The sequence below is a fragment of the Gilliamella sp. ESL0250 genome, assembly GCF_013345045.1.
GTDB classification, from domain to species: Bacteria; Pseudomonadota; Gammaproteobacteria; order Enterobacterales; family Orbaceae; genus Gilliamella; species Gilliamella apicola_H.
Genome location: NZ_JAAEDV010000013.1, coordinates 67347 through 84376, shown reverse-complemented (window position 1 = coordinate 84376; position 17030 = coordinate 67347). Strand labels below are relative to the sequence as shown.

Sequence of the window (17030 nt, the reverse complement as noted above, 5' to 3'; positions counted from 1 at the left end):
AAGATCCTTTAATGATGTCTTTTTAATAATAAACAAGGTCGCCCTATTAAGGTCTAAAATTAGTGCCTAAAATGGCGCATATGCGTAAATATCATTGCAATATTGTGTTCATTGGCCGCTTGGATCACTTCGTCATCACGAATCGATCCACCGGGCTGAATTACACAAGTGACGCCTGCTGCGGCAGCGGCATCGATCCCATCTCTAAATGGGAAAAACGCATCTGATGCAACAACAGAACCAGCAACGTCTAGATTTTCGTCTTGCGCTTTAATGCCAGCGATTTTTGCGGAATAAACTCGGCTCATTTGCCCTGCACCAATACCAATTGTCATGTTATCTTTTGCATAAACAATGGCATTTGATTTAACAAATTTAGCCACTTTCCAACAAAATAGCGCATCAGAAAGCTCTTGGTCGGTTGGCTTACGTTTGGTGACTACCGTTAATGCATCTGGCGATATCATGCCTAAATCACGATCTTGCACTAACAAACCACCATTGACACGTTTAAAATCTAAACTTGCTGACGCTGATGTTGACCACTCACCACATTCAAGCACGCGCACATTTTTTTTAGCTTGAATGATGATCAGTGCTTCTTGACTAACTGAAGGTGCAATAATCACTTCAACAAATTGTTTATCAACAATCGCTTGAGCAGTTTTAGCATCTAACGCTCTATTAAACGCAATAATGCCACCAAAAGCTGAAGTGGGGTCGGTTTTAAAGGCTTTTTCATAAGCGTTTAAAATGTTATCGCTAACGGCAACACCACAAGGGTTGGCATGTTTTACAATCACACAAGCGGGCTCGTCAAATGATTTTACGCATTCAAGTGCAGCATCAGTATCAGCAATATTATTATAAGAAAGCGCTTTACCTTGCAGTTGCTTTGCCGTTGCAATCGAGGCTTCTTTGACATCTTGTTCAACATAAAAAGCCGCTTGTTGATGGGCGTTTTCGCCGTAACGCATATTCTGTTTTTTAATAAATTGTAGATTTAACGTTCTAGGAAACTCGCCCGATGGCTCATTGGTTTCGCCCATATAAGGGGGGACTAATTGCCCAAAATAGTTGGCAATCATGCCGTCATATTTAGCCGTATGTTCAAAGGCTTTTATAGCAAGGTTAAAACGATATTCAAAAGAAAGGGAATTTTGGTTATCATCCATCATGTTAATGATATTGGCATAATCATCACAATCAACCACAATGGTAACATCTTTATGATTTTTGGCAGCAGATCGCACCATCGTTGGGCCACCAATATCAATATTTTCAACGGCGTCTTCTAACGTGCAATTGGCTTTAGCAACCGTTTGTGCAAATGGGTAAAGATTGACAACCACCATATCGATTGGCGTAATTTGATGTTGTTGCATCACGTCATCATCAATCCCTCGTCGCCCTAAAATGGCGCCATGAATTTTGGGATGTAACGTTTTAACTCGCCCATCCATCATTTCAGGAAATCCGGTATAGTCAGAAACTTCCGTTACCGGTATCTGGTTTTCCATTAACAATTTTGCCGTCCCCCCTGTTGAAAGAAGTTCCACATTTCGTTCTGATAAGGCTTTGGCAAACTCTAAAATACCGGTTTTATCGGACACACTAAGTAAAGCACGGCGGATAGGACGAAACTGCTGCATGAGAGGGCTCCGAAGTTAATATCTAAAATCTTAGTTATTGGGTCAACATTATATATAAATTCAAATTAGATGTTTAGCATTAACTTGTTAAAAATGATCGAAACAGTTAAATGATAAAGTTTTACGTTAATTACAGAATATATATTTTGAGGGTAGATAACTCCCTGTTAACTTTTTTCATTTTTTGTTTTCTATAAAAATAGATTGCATCACCGCCATAATCATCAACCCAGAATGATAAACTATGATTATGAGGAACGTCATAAGATAATCGTTGTCTATTCCTGATGAATAATAACTAACAATGGTAAATTGCTAATATCCTATTTTTCATAAATAACCTTAGTATACGGTTTAAACGTCTGTTTCCACAATAATCAGTTAGATAAAATCATTAATTAACATGCTGTAATATTTTATCATTTTGTATCAAACTCACTTAAATTATATAATAATAATTACTATTATAATATTGAAGGAATTTAAGATGTGCCTGCCTACGTTTAAATATCATCCAAATGCATATCAACTCGATATTTTTGTTAATGAAGAGGGGATTTGTTCCGTTTGTAATCAAAAACGAACAATAAAATATAATTTGGTACCTTATTGTGTTGAAGATCCTGATTATATCTGCCCATGGTGTATTGCCGATGGGTCGGCTGCAGAAAAATATCAGGGTCAATTCAATGATAATTATGGTGTAGAAGATGTCCCGCCCGAAATGTTAGACGAAATAGTATTAAAAACCCCAAGTTATTCATCATGGCAACAAGAAGTTTGGTTATCACATTGTAATGAACCTTGTGCTTTTATTGGTTATGTTGGTGCCAAAGATATTGAACCCTATTTTGATGAAATCTTAGATGACATCCAAGACTATCCCGATGAATTGATAAAATCGTCTTTATCGAAAGACGGGGCGCTTGTTGGTTATTTGTTTGAGTGTGTGCAATGTGCTAAAAAAAGGTTGCATGTTGATTGTGATTGATTTTAATAACTCTATACAGAGTATCGATTTAATATGCAAAATTAAAATAAGAAATAATAGTGTGCAATATCCCACTGATAAAAGGAAATAACAAGGAAAACTACAACCATGAAAAAAATACCATTGTTATTAACTATATTGTTGTTTAGTTGGTTTAATACTAATTATACGTTCGCTAATACTCAAACTGCATCATCTCAATATAAACATAGAGAGCATTTTGCCACTTTTGATGATTTTTACCAAAGTTTACCTGTGTTATCTATGCCGTTTGATACTCATTCGCTACCTAAAGGTAAATTTGTAGATAGCAAATTTTTTCATTTTGATGATGATGATTATCAATATTATGATAATCCCCTAGATAAAGAACGACGTTATTTTACATTAAAAGATCTCACCGCTATTGGTCGTTTTGAAATCAATAATATTCGATTTGTACTCTATAGTTTTACCTTTGATAGTGAAGGTGAAGGCATTATGGAGGATTTAACCATACTCAATGCCTTCGATGAAAACGGAAAATATTTAGATGCGCTTATTTTGTCAGCTAAAACTGGGCATGAAGATCATTTGTTCTTTTATTCATCTTTAGTGCTTAATAATTTATTTTATGTGCATATCAATGCCAATTATGAACTAGGTTATTTTATTGATGTCAAAGATAATCATTATGATTATGAAAAGAATGCAAAGTTAACTTACCAGTTTAAAAACAATCAATTCTGGCGAGAAGAACATACGCCAAACTGCCAAACCCTTGACCTTAAAGGCTATTTAAACAACCTCGATAAAAAGCAGTTTGCAGACATTGCCGATGTTGCTGCTTTTAATGATTATATTGCTTGCTATCCCGTATCTGAGCATCTTAATACATATAAAAAAATTGCCGGCTATATCAGAGATACCCGTTACCATTTTTTAAGTGATGCAGAGTATCATCAACTTAAAAACCAACTTAAAATCATCTTAGAAGATTAGCTGAAGCAGAACGCGATAATTGAAGTTAAAATTGCTTGATAATTGAGATGTTTTGGATTTTCTGTATATGAAAAGGAATTACTTATATTGAATTAACTGTATTCAGTTTGACATATTTTCTACATAGATTACAATTATATCTGTTATTCTAGGTTGGCTTGAATAACAGAATCAAGTCATATTTTCAACTAGTTTTATTTATATTACGGGAAGGAAAATAATGTCAAAACAAGCAAGCGGATTTTTTGCAGATAGTATTTTATTGGCAATTGGTCGTGCTGTATTGCGTAAGCAGATTCGTGATAATCGAAGTATTTCAGACACAGAGGCTATGGGACATGCGATGGTAATACAGGGGCGTTATAATTTTGTGCCACAAGATAAAATCAATATTTTCTGTAACGAAGTAGTTCGTGCTTTTCGCTACGTAGAACAACGAGAATTGCAATCTGTTAGCCGTGTAGCGTATACACGTTTTCAACTTTACGAGTTAACAGGAAATTCAATATTAGATACCCAGTTGATAGCTGATCTTGAGGGCGCTTCAGCTTAAATAGAAATGAAAATTTTTTATTACCTATACTTCAAAATAACTAAGCCCAAATATTTTTACTTGGGCTTAGTGGTTATTGGACGTTAATATTGTTTTCTTGTGCTTCTACAAGAATATTCTGCTCCAGTTGCTTAAGTTCATTCTGTTCGGCTTGAATTTCTTTTAGTCGAATAGCTGATTTTTCCATATCACTAGCGTTCTTTACTTGCCAATCATGATCCGAAATAGAATCATAAACCTCTGTTACAATTCTTTTTGCCTCATTAACATTAAACAATGCTAATGTTTGATAAGGACTTTTGAAAAAATTAGCAATGACCGCAATATGGTACTCGCTTGCTTGTTTATCACTTAACAATATTTCATAAGCGCCATTAATATAGTATTGATCCTTTCTTGGATTAGCAAAAACACTATTGTGGCGCTCCAAAATATTGGATTTTAAGTTATCCTTTAATGCCAAATGAAGGTTATCAATTGCAAGCAAGTCTTTTTTGAGTGCATCAGTTTTGTTTAATGGTTGAAAGAATATCTTATCCCACTCATTAGCCAATGAAGTAATGCGATTGCGGATAATATCCAAATCCCTTTGGATGTTATCTTTTATTTGCGAAACGGTTTTAATGTCTTTTTTCATTGACAATAACCCGTTTAACTTTGGTAGTTTCATAGATAATTACTCCTATAACTTAGTCATTAGGCAATTGCATCTTGGAAGAAATATCCAGCATGTTTAGCTACACATATTTCTTTTACTGATTCGCCAACTCGAACCATTTGACCGCCACGAAGTCCCATATTAGGCTCTGGGATTGTTCCTGATACACGATCACCAAATTGAGCAGTCAATCCCCATGTTACGCCACTTTGGGTTGTTGCTTTCTTATTAATATATAACAATGAAGCGTGGTTACCCCAAACGCGTTGTAGTACTGGTTCCTTACCAGGTTTAATCATGTTAACCCATGAAGTGCCAATATAAATTTGCTCTAAACGTAAAATTTCACGCAAAAATTCAATCGGAACAATACCATCTTCACCGGTACTACCATTAAATGCACGAACAACTTTAGGATGTTGACATAAACGCGAGGCGACATCATTACCAAGAACTAATACATTAGCTCGAACAATCATGGAATCCAAAACATGGGATATATCCGTTAATGGCGAACTGCTGTTATTACTCCATTGGGTTGAACCTGATAGTATTTTTTGATTGCTTGTTGTATAGTTTTCAGGGTTAAATACCATATTGGCTACACGAACTTCACGATCTAATAAGATTAAATCGGTTGTTGCCTCAGCTGCATGAGCTAATGGGTTGTAATTACTTTTAGCGTTATCAATATCTGCTTGCGGTACAGAAGAGTCAAGTCCATAATCTTCAACAGAAGATTTTTCTTCTGTTGTTTTATAATCGATTTGATTGGGTCTAGACTTTCGTCCCACTAGAGTTGATGGAATAGTAAAACGCTCGGCTATGTCATATTTTGTCCATGCAAAATCATATTTATCGACAGGTGAGCGTGGCATAATTTCATCTGCTATTAAATCAGTGTTACGGTAAGCAAGTGCAATAGCACTTAAAAATGTATCTGGAGTAAATGGGTGTTGCATATAAATATCCTCAATGTGATTAAAAATAAAGGCTAATAAGCCTTGTTTGATTATTTGCCGTGATTAGATATACAAAATCTCACCGCGCCATATAAAGCCCGTTTTGATTGTGCCGTCTTTTTGTTTTACTCGTATTGTGTTTTGAGTGTCACAATGTCGATAATCTGTTAAATCAATAAATTCACCACTCGAAGCAAAATTGATTGAGCTTTCAAATCCACTTTCTGAAAAGTCAATACTTGCAAGCCCTTTCACTGCTGGTGGCATTGCACCTAAAAAGCCAATATGGCGTAAGTATCTTTTGCCTTTTATTGGGTTTTCAGGTGAATGAGGTAAGTAAAATGAAGCAGACCGATGTTTATAGGTACCTTTATGAATTGCCTCGGCTAATTCGTCGGCGAACTCGGCACAAGCAAACAACTTACCTTGGTACATGTAAACATGATGAACCGCCCCTAAATCAGGTAAGTTATTTTTAGGGTGTCCAAGCGTTAAATTGGCTTGATAGAGATTAGGGTCATAGCTGTCGGCTATTTCATGCAAATCTTGCTCAGTAAAAGTGAATTTTCTACCGTCCATTGCGGTAAACGTACCAGGTTTAAATATTTCAAAATTACGTAGTTTAGGCATCTTGAGCGTCCTTTTGAGCTAATGGAGTCGTTATTTTTTGTTTTACTCTTGTAATCACTTTGCGAATACCTCGCTCTGTCATCCGATATTTTTGGCTAAGTTCGTGGTAGTTATTACCTTTAAACTCATGATAAATTTGTGCATCCCGTTGACTAATTTTGAAAGAATAGTCTTTCGGGAAAGTAAAATTTTGACCGCCAAAAAGCTCCGCAATTGCACTGGCAACATTACAACCTAATTGGGAAGCGATTTCTTCTGGCATACCAAAATCAAATGCTTCTTTTGCAACCTGCTTTGAAACATGAGTGAGTAATTCATGGCGTTTAATTTCCATTCTATTCATAATCATTAAATTGCCCTCTTTTAGATAATTTGTTGGAACAAGGACATATTAAACAGGCGTGCAATGAATGTAATATGAACAAGGGCAGATAAATAGTGGACAATCAAAACGGTTAAAGATGAGAGCGGGTAAATAAAAGCTAAAGAAAAATAGGCGCTAAAAATTATTATAAAACGTTTATAAAGTGATTAAATTAATGATTGATACATTTGGGCAGAATTGATAGAAAAAGGCTTAAAATGCGATTTAAGCCCATTTGATATATTTAGATTTGCAGTTATCAAATCATGCTGTTTTCGTTTTAACTAAATTATTAATAATATTTCTTAAATTATCTTCGATTTTGCCTAAGGATGTGCAAAATGCATTAGTATTAATGGTAATATCCTTACGGGTACCTTGACTGCCGGCACAATCAACAATCAAACGCAAAAAATCAATATTATCCTGAATACGCTCAAAGTCATCATCAGATAAGATATAAGTTAAGCTGTTATGTATTGGTTGCTTGCTCATGCTACCACCTCCATTTGACGAATAATTAGAATCAATTCAACCCCGACTTTGGCGTACATAGCTCTAGCTTCTGCCTCGTTTTTGGCGCGAACTTGAATACGTTGTAATCTAGGAAGTGTATTCACTGTTAGAAAAGTAAAAATTTTATTTTGCCCAAATGTAGGCGATACGGTATTATTGCGAATAGCCATACTCATTACCCCTTGTAATGTTTGTGGTTAGATGCCTCGATAGTGTTAGCGCACTTCGGGGCATTGTTTTTTTCAAACGCTCATTAATATATAAGTGTTTAAACAGATTAAACACCTTTATTAATAAAATGTCAATTTAATTGTTTAAACACTTTTATCTTTATTTTTGATTTTAAATAGAATACAATGTTTAAACACTTCAAAGGATAACTTATGCCAACAAAACATATTAATAAAAAATCCGTATACAAAGGCATTCGATTCCCACATGAACTAATTGCAAAGATTGATAGAGCTGTAGAAGAGGAAAAAAATAACACTCCTTCTATTAGTTTTTCATCTTGGGTGATGAATGCATGTCAAAAAGAATTGGATAGGAAAAAACGTAAACAACCTAAATAAGGATTAACATGACTATACTGAAAGAGTTTGATTCCGCACTTGAAGATATTGAAAAAGAATTCATAACTGAAAGCTTTCAAATCGCAGGCGAATTTATTGCTATGCAAAGAATACAATTATTTTCGTTAGCGTTACTAGGAGATACCTTAAGAGTTAGTCAAGCTGTCAATAATGTGTATGAATCAATTGTGTATTCAAAGGTAATTAAAGGTAATCAAGAATATGCCGACTTACTAATTCAACTAATTAATGAGTTTGAATCTTTGGTTCGTGAGGGGGGCATCGGCAAGCATAGCTTTAGATCGGCTTATAGACGAAAAATATTTAGAACGATTAAAGCATTTACAAAGTGTTAATAAATTAAATTAGTTAAAATATAGCACACAAAGCAAAAGAAACAATTAAACTACCTACAATTGATGAACAAGGGATTAATGAGGTGATGGATATCATACTCAAAGCGAATATAACGACGAATGTGATTTAGTTAATAAAGTTTTAGGTCAGGCTCAATGGCTGAGGCTTTTGAACAGTTTTCGCGAACGGTTCGCACATCTAAATTGGCTTTTATCCGTGAAAATAAACTATATCAATAATTTAAATGAATGAAAACCGCGAACGGTTCGCTATTTTCAGGAACGTGGGAAGATTTTTATCTGTTACTCGGTTCATCTAGAGACAAAATTGAATTAGATATAGCAAACCTAAAATCATTCGGTGAGGAAGCCCTAAAATCTATGTCTCGCATGGGTATCGTTTACCGTGAATTACACCAATATCGCAAATTAAAGCATTTACAAAGTGTTAATAAATTAAATTAGGAGTCAAAAATATAGTACGCAAAGCAAACCCTACCCCACAAAACAATCAATTGAACTACCTGCAATTGATGAGCAAGATTAATGATGTAATGAATACTATGACTACGATTCAAAGTGAATATAACGAAGAGCACGATCTAGTTAATCAGCTTTTAGGTCAGGCCAAAATGGCAGATGCTTTTGCTAAATTTTCCCTAACAGTTAGGACTTCTAAATTAAATTTTGTTAAAGAAAACAAACTATATCGTAATTTGAAAGGTAAAAAAGTCCTAACGGTTAGGACTTTTTAACAGGAACTTGGGAAGAATTTTGTAATTTATTAGGTATATCTGTACAGAAGGCTGATTTAGATATTCAAAATTTAAAAGAATTCGGAGAAGAGGCTCTTGAAAGTATGTCTCAAATGGGCATCAGCTACCGTGAGTTACGCCAATATCGCAAATTAAAGCACTTACAAAGTGTTAATAAATTAAATTAGAAGTCAAAAATATGGTACGCAAACCCAACCCAACCCCACAAAAGAAAAAATTGAACTACCTGCAATTGATGAACAAGGAATTAATGAGGTGATGAATACCATGACCACCATTCAAAGCGAATACAACGAAGAACGCGATCTGGTTAATCAGCTTTTAGGTCAAGCGCAAATGGCAGATGCCTTTGGCAAATTTTCCAAGACCGTCTTGACTTCAAAAATGGCTTATGTCAAAGAAAACAAGCTTTACAAAGGATTAGCAGGAAAGAAAACTCAAGACGGTCTTGGGTTTTCTGGGACATGGGAGGAGTTTTGTAATTTATTGGGTTATACCCCTGAACATGCAAATGAAGCAATTTCGAATTTAACTAATTTTGGTGAAGAAGCCCTTGAATCTATGTCACGCATGGGCATAGGCTACCGTAAGCTATACCAATATCACAAGGGCGAAATTTTTTAAGCACTTTTTTATTTCATATTTTGTAACACTTTTTCAAAAAACAATTTCATTATTTCCCTGTTTATTTTGTTATATCCCATTTATCTCATCATTCTATTATTATTTATCATGTTCTATTTCAATTAGCCGTTATACTCCAAAACTATTTCTTCTATGATAGTAATAAAAACCTTGTTCGTGGCGTATTGTGCATACAATGACGCCACCAATGGATAACGCTAGGTTAGTGCGCCAATTGAGCAATAATAAAAACAACTTGTACTACGGTAATTTGATATGATCAATATAGCCTTTAACAATATTAATACTTTTTTCAAATAGCTGTTTTTCGCTTTCGGTAAAATCAAGCTCTATGATTTTTTTGATTCCATGTTGATCAAGAATCGCCGGTACACCAATAGCAACATATTTATAGCCATATTCTCCGTTTAAAATGCAACTGAGCGCTAATGCTCGGTGACTATTGGTGAATATATGTTGGCAGATTTCTGTGATAGTGCTGGCAATACCATATTCGGTGCAGTGTTTTCGATTCGCAATTTCAAAGCCCATTTTTCGAGCTTGGCTGCCCACTTCGTCAAAATCTATTTTGTTTTTTTGTAAATCATTTAAATTAATACCATAAACTGATGAATGAGACCAAACTGGAAACTGTGAATCACCATGTTCGCCCACAATAAAGGCGTCGATGCTTTGTGGTCCTATGTCCATTTTTTCGCCCAATAATCGACGTAATCGTACCGTATCAAGCCATACCCCTGTACCAATTACGCGATGACGCGGTAGCCCTGATAGTTTCCAGACTTGATATGTGATAGCGTCGCAAGGGTTGGTTGCAATTAAAAATATGCCTTTAAAACCATTTTTCATCATATTAGGTACTATGCTGGCAATAATTTTTGAGGTTCCTGCAAGCTCTTCGGCTCGGCTTTTTTGGGCAATGCCTGATGTAACGGTGATAATGGCAATATCTATGTCAGCGCAATCAGTCGATTCACGCAAGCTAACTTTGACCATATTTTGTCGATAAGCTGCGGCATCTAATAAATCTTGCGCATGTCCATAGGCTAGCTCTTTATTGAGGTCAACGAGTGTGATTTCTTCACAAATACCTCGGTTAACCAATGTATAGGCTGTTGTTGATCCAACATTACCCACGCCGATAATCATCACCTTTCGTAATTTCATACTAATCCCCCCCTATTTTATTTGGATTAAAAAGGAACTATTTATTTACCCTTATACTCTCGTTAATTAAAGATTCAAGTCAAAATGACTAATTAATGATATTGTTAAAAATCTATAAGGTAATAATCCTGTTGAGATTAATTATTGAACAATAATTGTTTTATTGTTAGACTGCCATTAATTATAGAAGAAAGGAAATTATTAGATGAAAAATAAAATAATTTTAGGATTATCCCTAGCCACACCATTAGTAGTAAATGCACTTGAGCTACAAGGAAATCAGACATATACAAATGAAGTTAATATTCCTGTTACTCACAATTTAAACAAAGTCAATGGGGAAATATCTTCAGGTATCTTTATATTTGCTAATAGCAATACTGTTTTTGAAAAAAATGTCACGATCAATATCCAAAGAGAAGCTAATCGCATAGAAGATGGCGTAACAATTGCAGGGCTAGATTCTTTTCCTTCAACTCCTTCTACATCTTCCACTATTTTTAATGGTGATCTTACAATTCATATGCAAGGACATGATTCTGATGCAATTTCTTTACTTGGAGATTCAACCATCATCGTTAATGGAAAAACAACATTAAGCGTTAACGATCGTGAATGGTCAGATACTATTTTTATTTCTGATGGAAATTTAACATTAAATGGCGAATCATTTATTGATGGTAATATTAGTTCTATTGAAAATGGGGTCTTAAGAATCAATAATAAATCAATAATTAATGGCGATATCGATGCAAGCTTTGGAGGAACAATTATATTAGATTTAGCCTCCGGTTCCAAAATTGTAGGTCGAGTGTCAGGATTTGGCGATCCAGATGATCCTAATAGTGGTAATCCTGATACCACTGGAGTTATAAAAATGAATCTTGCCAAAGGCGCTTCTTGGGAAATAACCGATGAAGATTCTTATCTTACCGAACTATCTGGACAAGGTTCGATAAAATTTGTTAATGATAATTCTAATGGTAACTATGTAGAGTTAACCATTGAGAATTTAAAAGGTGAATCAAGTTTTGATTTACGTACCGACATTGCTGCAGAGAAAAGCGATAAAATTATTATTTCAAAATCAGCTGACACAAACCGTCCCATATCCGCAGAGGGAACTCATACCCTAAATTTAACAAATAATGGAGCGTCTAATACCACAGGTAAAGAAAAATTAACTTTAGTCGAAATTGATAATAATGCCACAAGTACTGCTGAGTTTAAGACAAATCATAATGTTGAACTTGGTGGTTATCAATATTCCCTAAATAAAGAGGGTAACAATTATGTGTTAACAGCTCATCCTACTATTACTTCATCAGCAATGGCTAGTGCTGGGTTTCTTAACAGTAATTATTTAATGAGCTATATTGAAACCCAAACTTTACTCAAACGCCTTGGTGATATTCGAACAAGTGGACAGTTTGGTGATGTTTGGTTACGCGGTTTTTCTGGTAAGTTGGATTCATTTTCTGGCGGTAAATTAAGTAAATTTGATATGAGCTATCATGGATTTCAATTTGGTGCAGATAAACAGTTATCTGAAGACTCACCTTTTGTAGTCGGTGCTTTTGTTGGACAAACTTATGGTGATCCAGATTATCGCAAAGGGGACGGATCTTTAAAATCATTTAATACTGGTCTTTACGCAACTTATTTAAACAATGACGGATTTTATGTTGATGGTGTTGCCAAATATGCTCGTCAAAAAAATCACTTTAAGGTTAAAGATACAGCCAATAATCATGTTCAAGGAACAGGTCATACCAATGGACTTGGTTTATCTTTGGAGCTAGGTCAGAAATTTAAATTGAATGATTTTTATATTGAACCCCAATCTCAATTGTCTTACAGTCACCAAAATGCTACATCAATTAATGCTACCAACGGACTTAAAGTAAAATTAGGCAATTATAATTCGTTAATTGGTCGAGCATCTGCATTATTTGGATACGAGATCAATTCAGACAACAATAATATCAATATCTATGCTAAAACAGGAATTGTTAGAGAATTTAATGGTGATACTTACTATAAATTAAATACAAGTAAAGAAAAGCATTCATTCAAAGGCAATTGGTGGAATAATGGGGTAGGTATAACTGCACAGTTGAATCAACAACATAATATTTATTTGGATTTAGAAAGCTCACCGGGTAGCCGATTTGATTTATTACAAGTCAATGGAGGATATCGTTTTTCTTTCTAAATTAACGATTTACCAATAAAATTACTTTCACATTTCCCTAAAATCCATAAACCACATAGTTAAAAATATGTGGTTTATGCCAATTCATTTGATCATTTTTTTCTACTGTAACTATCATTTAAATAGATGGAATTAGCTACTATTTATTTTAGTTTTATATAAAATGAATTAAAGACATAACTAGGTAACCAGTTAATAGAAATAGTAAGTTTTAAAAAGGATTTGACTTTTATTTCTCAAATAATAATAATTCTCATTAACGTTTAAGTTAATTGTTATTATGAATTAGTCATCATGTTTCATCATTACAAGTAATTAAATAAAAAAGATATTTTCTTGATTTGTTACGGCTAATCATTCGTGTCTCGCTATTTGATTATATGTTAAACGCAAGGAGTCGCTAATGAAGTTCAATTTTTTGAAAATTTTAAGCGCTATTTTAGCCTCGTTGATTATTTTAATGGGTGTGTGCGCATCTGCCCATGCGGTAGAAAAAAAATTTAAAGTGGTAACCACCTTTACCATTATTCAAGATATTGCGCAAAATGTTGCTGGTGATGCTGCTGATGTTGAGTCAATTACCAAAGTCGGGGCTGAAATTCATGAATACGATCCCACCCCCAAAGACATTACTAAAGTGCTTTCTGCCGATTTAGTATTATGGAATGGTCTTAATTTAGAACTTTGGTTTAAACGTTTTTTTGAAGACGTTAAAGATGTACCTTCGGTTGTCGTGACAGAGGGTATTGAGCCGATGCCAATTCAAGAAGGCAGTTATAAAGGTAACCCGAATCCGCATGCTTGGATGTCACCAACGTTGGCTTTAACTTATGTTGAAAATATCCGTGCAGCGTTTGTTAAATATGATCCGCAAAATGCCACGATCTATAATAAAAATGCAGCCGATTATATTGCTAAAATCAAAGCACTTGATGCACCATTACGTGAGCGTTTAGCTAAAATTCCTGAAGCCAAGCGTTGGTTAGTCACCAGTGAAGGTGCGTTTAGTTATTTGGCTCGTGACTATAATTTGAAAGAAGCTTACCTTTGGCCAATCAATGCTGAGCAACAAGGCACCCCTCAGCAAGTTAGGCATTTAATTGACTTAGTTAGAGCAAATGATATTCCTGTTATTTTTAGTGAGAGTACTATTTCAGATAAGCCCGCCAAACAAGTTAGTAAAGAAACCAATATTAAATATGGTGGCGTTTTATATGTCGATTCACTTTCAACTAAAGATGGCCCTGTACCCACTTATATTGATCTACTCAAAGTGACCGTTGAAACTATCGCTAAAGGATTTGAAAAATAATGACTCAAATTTGCTTGAATGTTGATGATATCACCGTGACTTATAATAATGGTCATACCGCAATTTATGATGCTAGCTTTCGCTTAAATGGTGGCACTATTTGCGCGTTAGTCGGCGTTAATGGTAGCGGTAAATCGACGTTATTTAAGAGCATTATGGGCATGGTTCGTCCAACTCGTGGTCATGTCACATTTAATGATATGTCAGTTAAGCAGACCTTAAAACAAAATATCATTGCCTATGTGCCACAAACCGAAGAAGTCGATTGGGATTTTCCTGTGCTCGTATCAGATGTGGTCATGATGGGGCGATATGGACATATGTCCTTTTTGCGTATTCCAAGTAAAGAAGATAAAAAACAGGTCGATCTTGCCCTTGAACGCGTTAATATGCTCGATTTTAAGCATCGTCAAATTGGTGAGCTATCAGGTGGGCAAAAAAAACGGGTATTTTTAGCTCGAGCGTTAGCTCAGCAAGGTAAAGTGCTGTTGTTAGATGAACCCTTTACTGGGGTTGATGTTAAAACGGAAAATGCCATTATTGATCTGTTGAAAGATCTGCGTAAAGAAGGCCATTTGATTTTAGTTTCAACTCATAACTTAGGTAGTGTGCCTGAATTTTGCGATCAAGTGGTATTAATTAATCAAACTGTTTTGGCCTTTGGTCCAACTAAAACAACCTTTACACCACAAAATTTAATGACTACCTTTGGTGGTGCGCTGCGTTATCTGAGTTTGTCGGGCGAACAATTGCACGATGATGAAGATCCTCGTAAAGTATCGATCTTAACCGATGATGAACGTGCTGCAATTTTTTATGGGGAAGGTAAGCATGACTCACCTCATCGAGATTTGCTAGTTAACCATCACGATAATGAACCAAAAGGGTAATAATAAATGGAACTGTTACTTGAACCATTCACCTACGGTTTTATGTTAAAAGCAATTTGGGTAAGTAGTATTGTGGGTGCTGCCTGTGCTTTTTTATCGGCTTTTTTAATGTTAAAAGGTTGGTCACTCATGGGCGATGCGCTTTCGCATTCTGTTGTGCCGGGAGTTGCAGGGGCTTATGCGTTGGGGGTGCCTTATTCTGTTGGTGCTTTTTTTACCGGATTACTCGCTGCACTGGCAATTACGCTCGTACGTGCCTTTACGCGATTAAAAGCAGATGCCATTATCGGTTTTATCTTTTCAACCTTTTTTGCTGTCGGTTTGTTAATTATTTCGCTCAATCCAACATCAATCAATGCGCAAACCATTATATTTGGTAATATTCTAGGGATTGATGATAGTGATATGTGGCAAGTGCAAATCATTATTTTGGTGTCATTTATATTACTTTTCTTTTTTTGGAAGGATTTGTTAGTCGTTTTTTTTGATGAAACCCATGCCCGATCCATTGGATTAAAACCACTACCATTAAAAATCCTATTTTTTACCATTTTAAGCGCCTGCACTGTTGCGGCACTGCAAACTGTTGGCGCCATTTTAGTAATTGCTATGGTTGTTACACCTGGTGCAACCGCTTACTTATTGACTAACCGATTTTCGCACTTATTGATTATTTCGGTGCTAATTGGCGCTGTAACAAGTGCTATTGGTGCTTGGATCAGTTACTTTTTAAATGGTGAAACTGGTGGCGTTATTGTTACGTTGCAAACGCTAATATTTATTGCTGCATTCTTATTTGCTCCGCAGCAAGGGTTAATTGTAAATCGCCTTAGGATCCGCCAAAGCCGTTTACATAAGGGGAGGCAGGTATGACAGAGTTTTGGGAATATATCTATTATCCGCTTACTCTTCCTCTTATTCAACGCGCAATCTTAGCTTCGTTAGCAACCGGTATTGTGTGTGCCCTACTATCTTGTTTTTTAGTGTTAAAAGGCTGGTCGTTAATGGGGGATGCGATTTCGCATGCGGTTTTACCCGGCATTGTGCTGGCATATGTAGCAGGTATCCCGATTATCATTGGTGCTTTTGCTTCAGGTCTATTTTGCTCGGTTGCAACAGGTTATATTAAAGAAAACAGTCGCATCAAAGAAGATACGGTCATGGGGATTGTGTTTTCAGGGATGTTTGCTTTCGGTTTAGTATTATTTTCTAAGGTGGATACGTCGCAACATTTAAATCATATTCTATTTGGTAGTGTGCTTGGCACCAGTTATGACGAGCTTAAACAGATCATCTTTATTGCTGTAATTGTGTCGCTTTTAATTATTATTAAACGCCGTGATCTGATGCTCTATTGCTTCGATCCTGTGCAGGCTAAAGTTGTAGGACTACCCGTTAAGTTACTACATTACGGTTTGTTGAGTGTTCTGGCTTTAACTATTGTAGGATCATTAAAAGTCGCTGGGATGATTTTAGTTATTGCGATGTTGATAGCACCGGGCATAACTGCTTTTTCGTTAAGTAAACGCTTTGAATGGATGTTAGTGATTGCCGTATTGGTTTCGACATTTTCAACGGTGATGGGAACCTTGATAAGTTACTATGTAGATGCGTCAACCAGCGCTTGTATCGTTATTTTACAAGCAACTCTTTTTTTATTTGCCCAAACTTATATGTTTGTTGCTCACAAAAAAGTGCACCGTTAAAGTGATTTTTTTCTACTATTGAAACCGCTTTTAAAACTGCTTTTTAATGGCGATAAAAAACAGCGTAAATAGAGTTGTAACCCT

18 protein-coding genes and 3 pseudogenes are annotated in these 17030 nt (G+C 35.4%); 13 read left to right on the top strand and 8 right to left on the bottom strand.

The window, feature by feature from the left end; genetic code table 11:
• Positions 1-59: 59 nt before the first annotated feature.
• A complete protein-coding gene (purH, locus tag GYY69_RS10610) occupies positions 60-1652 on the bottom strand; it encodes a bifunctional phosphoribosylaminoimidazolecarboxamide formyltransferase/IMP cyclohydrolase (protein ID WP_174797643.1) in 1593 nt (530 codons plus the stop codon).
• Between the two features lie 487 nt (positions 1653-2139).
• Here purH and GYY69_RS10605 point away from each other — a divergent pair, with 487 nt between their 5' ends.
• The 3 genes from GYY69_RS10605 to GYY69_RS10595 all read left to right on the top strand — a co-directional run bounded on the left by GYY69_RS10605 (position 2140) and on the right by GYY69_RS10595 (position 4177).
• A complete protein-coding gene (locus GYY69_RS10605) occupies positions 2140-2643 on the top strand; it encodes a CbrC family protein (protein ID WP_174797642.1) in 504 nt (167 codons plus the stop codon).
• A 108-nt stretch (positions 2644-2751) separates the two neighbouring features.
• A complete protein-coding gene (locus GYY69_RS10600; protein ID WP_174797641.1) occupies positions 2752-3624 on the top strand; it encodes a hypothetical protein in 873 nt (290 codons plus the stop codon).
• A gap of 220 nt (positions 3625-3844) precedes the next feature.
• Entirely contained in the window at positions 3845-4177 is a 333-nt protein-coding gene (locus GYY69_RS10595; protein WP_174797640.1) for a hypothetical protein, read from the top strand.
• Between the two features lie 73 nt (positions 4178-4250).
• Here GYY69_RS10595 and GYY69_RS10590 read toward each other — a convergent pair whose 3' ends face one another.
• The 6 genes from GYY69_RS10590 to GYY69_RS10565 all read right to left on the bottom strand — a co-directional run bounded on the left by GYY69_RS10590 (position 4251) and on the right by GYY69_RS10565 (position 7477).
• A complete protein-coding gene (locus GYY69_RS10590; RefSeq protein WP_174797639.1) occupies positions 4251-4847 on the bottom strand; it encodes a hypothetical protein in 597 nt (198 codons plus the stop codon).
• Positions 4848-4873: 26 nt separating this feature from the next.
• Positions 4874-5797 (bottom strand): phage capsid protein, encoded by a 924-nt coding sequence (locus GYY69_RS10585; protein WP_174797638.1) that lies wholly within the window; start codon positions 5795-5797, stop codon positions 4874-4876.
• 63 nt (positions 5798-5860) lie between these two features.
• Positions 5861-6427 (bottom strand): hypothetical protein, encoded by a 567-nt coding sequence (locus GYY69_RS10580; protein WP_174797637.1) that lies wholly within the window; start codon positions 6425-6427, stop codon positions 5861-5863.
• Positions 6420-6776 (bottom strand): Mor transcription activator family protein, encoded by a 357-nt coding sequence (locus GYY69_RS10575; RefSeq protein ID WP_202985001.1) that lies wholly within the window; start codon positions 6774-6776, stop codon positions 6420-6422. The genes GYY69_RS10580 and GYY69_RS10575 overlap by 8 nt, the downstream gene beginning before the upstream one ends.
• Positions 6777-7055: 279 nt before the next feature.
• Positions 7056-7286, bottom strand: coding sequence for a hypothetical protein (locus GYY69_RS10570; RefSeq protein WP_065642129.1), 231 nt, complete (start codon positions 7284-7286; stop codon positions 7056-7058).
• Complete coding sequence (locus tag GYY69_RS10565) at positions 7283-7477, bottom strand: hypothetical protein (RefSeq protein WP_174797636.1); 195 nt, start codon at positions 7475-7477, stop codon at positions 7283-7285. The genes GYY69_RS10570 and GYY69_RS10565 overlap by 4 nt, the downstream gene beginning before the upstream one ends.
• A gap of 213 nt (positions 7478-7690) precedes the next feature.
• Between GYY69_RS10565 and GYY69_RS10560 the strand changes: the two genes are divergently transcribed.
• The 5 genes and pseudogenes from GYY69_RS10560 to GYY69_RS10540 all read left to right on the top strand — a co-directional run.
• Complete coding sequence (locus GYY69_RS10560) at positions 7691-7879, top strand: YlcI/YnfO family protein (protein ID WP_174797635.1); 189 nt, start codon at positions 7691-7693, stop codon at positions 7877-7879.
• Positions 7880-7887: 8 nt separating this feature from the next.
• Positions 7888-8235, top strand: a complete 348-nt coding sequence (locus GYY69_RS10555; protein WP_174797634.1) for a hypothetical protein — start codon at positions 7888-7890, stop codon at positions 8233-8235.
• Between the two features lie 112 nt (positions 8236-8347).
• Positions 8348-8667 (top strand): annotated as a pseudogene (locus GYY69_RS13200) (hypothetical protein); the annotation flags it as partial.
• A 101-nt stretch (positions 8668-8768) separates the two neighbouring features.
• Positions 8769-9145, top strand: a pseudogene (locus GYY69_RS13195) (hypothetical protein); the annotation flags it as partial.
• 124 nt (positions 9146-9269) lie between these two features.
• A pseudogene (locus tag GYY69_RS10540) lies at positions 9270-9620 on the top strand (hypothetical protein); the annotation flags it as partial.
• A 276-nt stretch (positions 9621-9896) separates the two neighbouring features.
• Here GYY69_RS10540 and GYY69_RS10535 read toward each other — a convergent pair.
• Entirely contained in the window at positions 9897-10823 is a 927-nt protein-coding gene (locus tag GYY69_RS10535; protein ID WP_174797632.1) for an L-lactate dehydrogenase, read from the bottom strand.
• Positions 10824-11028: 205 nt separating this feature from the next.
• On the opposite strand from GYY69_RS10535, the gene GYY69_RS10530 reads away from it, so the two are divergent.
• The 5 genes from GYY69_RS10530 to GYY69_RS10510 all read left to right on the top strand — a co-directional run bounded on the left by GYY69_RS10530 (position 11029) and on the right by GYY69_RS10510 (position 16946).
• On the top strand, positions 11029-13038 hold the full coding sequence (locus tag GYY69_RS10530) for an autotransporter outer membrane beta-barrel domain-containing protein (RefSeq protein ID WP_174797631.1): 2010 nt from the start codon (positions 11029-11031) through the stop codon (positions 13036-13038).
• Between the two features lie 460 nt (positions 13039-13498).
• On the top strand, positions 13499-14350 hold the full coding sequence (locus GYY69_RS10525; RefSeq protein WP_238786558.1) for a metal ABC transporter substrate-binding protein: 852 nt from the start codon (positions 13499-13501) through the stop codon (positions 14348-14350).
• Entirely contained in the window at positions 14350-15240 is an 891-nt protein-coding gene (locus tag GYY69_RS10520; protein WP_174797629.1) for a manganese/iron ABC transporter ATP-binding protein, read from the top strand. Before GYY69_RS10525 ends, GYY69_RS10520 begins: the two co-directional genes overlap by 1 nt.
• Positions 15241-15246: 6 nt before the next feature.
• A complete protein-coding gene (locus GYY69_RS10515; protein ID WP_174797628.1) occupies positions 15247-16113 on the top strand; it encodes a metal ABC transporter permease in 867 nt (288 codons plus the stop codon).
• Positions 16110-16946, top strand: coding sequence for a metal ABC transporter permease (locus GYY69_RS10510; RefSeq protein WP_174797627.1), 837 nt, complete (start codon positions 16110-16112; stop codon positions 16944-16946). The genes GYY69_RS10515 and GYY69_RS10510 overlap by 4 nt, the downstream gene beginning before the upstream one ends.
• The last annotated feature ends 84 nt before the right edge of the window (positions 16947-17030 follow it).

Bases quoted from the DNA above. Each gene is read 5' to 3' on its own strand.
- purH (WP_174797643.1), bottom strand. From the start codon at position 1,652: ATGCAGCAGTTTCGTCCTATCCGCCGTGCTTTACTTAGTGTGTCCGAT.
- GYY69_RS10605 (WP_174797642.1), top strand. From the start codon at position 2,140: ATGTGCCTGCCTACGTTTAAATATCATCCAAATGCATATCAACTCGAT.
- GYY69_RS10600 (WP_174797641.1), top strand. From the start codon at position 2,752: ATGAAAAAAATACCATTGTTATTAACTATATTGTTGTTTAGTTGGTTT.
- GYY69_RS10595 (WP_174797640.1), top strand. From the start codon at position 3,845: ATGTCAAAACAAGCAAGCGGATTTTTTGCAGATAGTATTTTATTGGCA.
- GYY69_RS10590 (WP_174797639.1), bottom strand. From the start codon at position 4,847: ATGAAACTACCAAAGTTAAACGGGTTATTGTCAATGAAAAAAGACATT.
- GYY69_RS10585 (WP_174797638.1), bottom strand. From the start codon at position 5,797: ATGCAACACCCATTTACTCCAGATACATTTTTAAGTGCTATTGCACTT.
- GYY69_RS10580 (WP_174797637.1), bottom strand. From the start codon at position 6,427: ATGCCTAAACTACGTAATTTTGAAATATTTAAACCTGGTACGTTTACC.
- GYY69_RS10575 (WP_202985001.1), bottom strand. From the start codon at position 6,776: ATGATTATGAATAGAATGGAAATTAAACGCCATGAATTACTCACTCAT.
- GYY69_RS10570 (WP_065642129.1), bottom strand. From the start codon at position 7,286: ATGAGCAAGCAACCAATACATAACAGCTTAACTTATATCTTATCTGAT.
- GYY69_RS10565 (WP_174797636.1), bottom strand. From the start codon at position 7,477: ATGGCTATTCGCAATAATACCGTATCGCCTACATTTGGGCAAAATAAA.
- GYY69_RS10560 (WP_174797635.1), top strand. From the start codon at position 7,691: ATGCCAACAAAACATATTAATAAAAAATCCGTATACAAAGGCATTCGA.
- GYY69_RS10555 (WP_174797634.1), top strand. From the start codon at position 7,888: ATGACTATACTGAAAGAGTTTGATTCCGCACTTGAAGATATTGAAAAA.
- GYY69_RS10535 (WP_174797632.1), bottom strand. From the start codon at position 10,823: ATGAAATTACGAAAGGTGATGATTATCGGCGTGGGTAATGTTGGATCA.
- GYY69_RS10530 (WP_174797631.1), top strand. From the start codon at position 11,029: ATGAAAAATAAAATAATTTTAGGATTATCCCTAGCCACACCATTAGTA.
- GYY69_RS10525 (WP_238786558.1), top strand. From the start codon at position 13,499: ATGGGTGTGTGCGCATCTGCCCATGCGGTAGAAAAAAAATTTAAAGTG.
- GYY69_RS10520 (WP_174797629.1), top strand. From the start codon at position 14,350: ATGACTCAAATTTGCTTGAATGTTGATGATATCACCGTGACTTATAAT.
- GYY69_RS10515 (WP_174797628.1), top strand. From the start codon at position 15,247: ATGGAACTGTTACTTGAACCATTCACCTACGGTTTTATGTTAAAAGCA.
- GYY69_RS10510 (WP_174797627.1), top strand. From the start codon at position 16,110: ATGACAGAGTTTTGGGAATATATCTATTATCCGCTTACTCTTCCTCTT.